This window comes from Bradyrhizobium sp. Ses1 (assembly GCF_059512365.1).
In genome coordinates, this window is record NZ_JCAMOQ010000191.1 from 1 (window position 1) to 733 (window position 733).

Sequence of the window (733 nt, forward strand, 5' to 3'; positions counted from 1 at the left end):
ATTGCCGCACTCGCCGACCTACGCTTCACGCGCCACGGTACAATAGTGCACTGACTTCACAGCATCGAGGTGCTTGTCTTAGCGAGCGACCTCTCGCGCTGGTCGTCGGCTCCTCTGCCCAATGGCGAGCCGAGAGGGAGCGACGCCCCGGCGCGATCCCCTGCGATTTGACGCCGGGGCCGTCCGCTCGGGAAGGTGCGCGAGCACTCTTGCAGCAGGCGCGACAGTTTGTGGTCTCGTACATCCGCATTTCACCCGAGCCGCAGTACCGAGCATTGGAAGCTCATGGAAACCAAACGCAAGCGCAACCGAGCCAAGCAGACCACTTCACTCCAGGCGCGGCTGGTCGCCTCAGCTCGCCAGGCTCGCACGCAGGCATGCGGCCTACCTCCCGGCGCCGAGCGGCAGAAACTGCTCCGGCAGGCGCGGCAAGCCGAGCAGGCTGCCGACATGAACGAGTTTCTTAGTCTGGGCACGCCGAAATGAAGTTTCCAGTGAGGTCTCAAGACGGTAGCGACATTTGTCTAGACAGCCACGGAGCAGCTTATGGTCGGAGACCAGAACACCACCGAAACCGACGTTGACCTACAGCGGCGCATTGAGAAGGCAATAGAGCACACATTGTGAGGGCGGTTTGCGACAATTTGGTGCTCCACCGCTCGCGCAGCTCGGCAGCGACCTCGAAGCTATAGGCGATCAGGCCCTGACATTGCGGAAAGGCCCCGATTGTGAA

1 protein-coding gene is annotated in these 733 nt (G+C 61.8%); it reads left to right on the top strand.

Annotation, left to right across the window (positions count from 1 at the left end):
* Positions 1-285 precede the first annotated feature (285 nt).
* Complete coding sequence (locus AC5ZG5_RS46310) at positions 286-486, top strand: hypothetical protein (RefSeq protein ID WP_456647181.1); 201 nt, start codon at positions 286-288, stop codon at positions 484-486.
* Positions 487-733 lie beyond the last annotated feature (247 nt).

Excerpts from the sequence above, each read along its gene's own strand:
- AC5ZG5_RS46310 (WP_456647181.1), top strand. The coding sequence starts at position 286 with ATGGAAACCAAACGCAAGCGCAACCGAGCCAAGCAGACCACTTCACTC.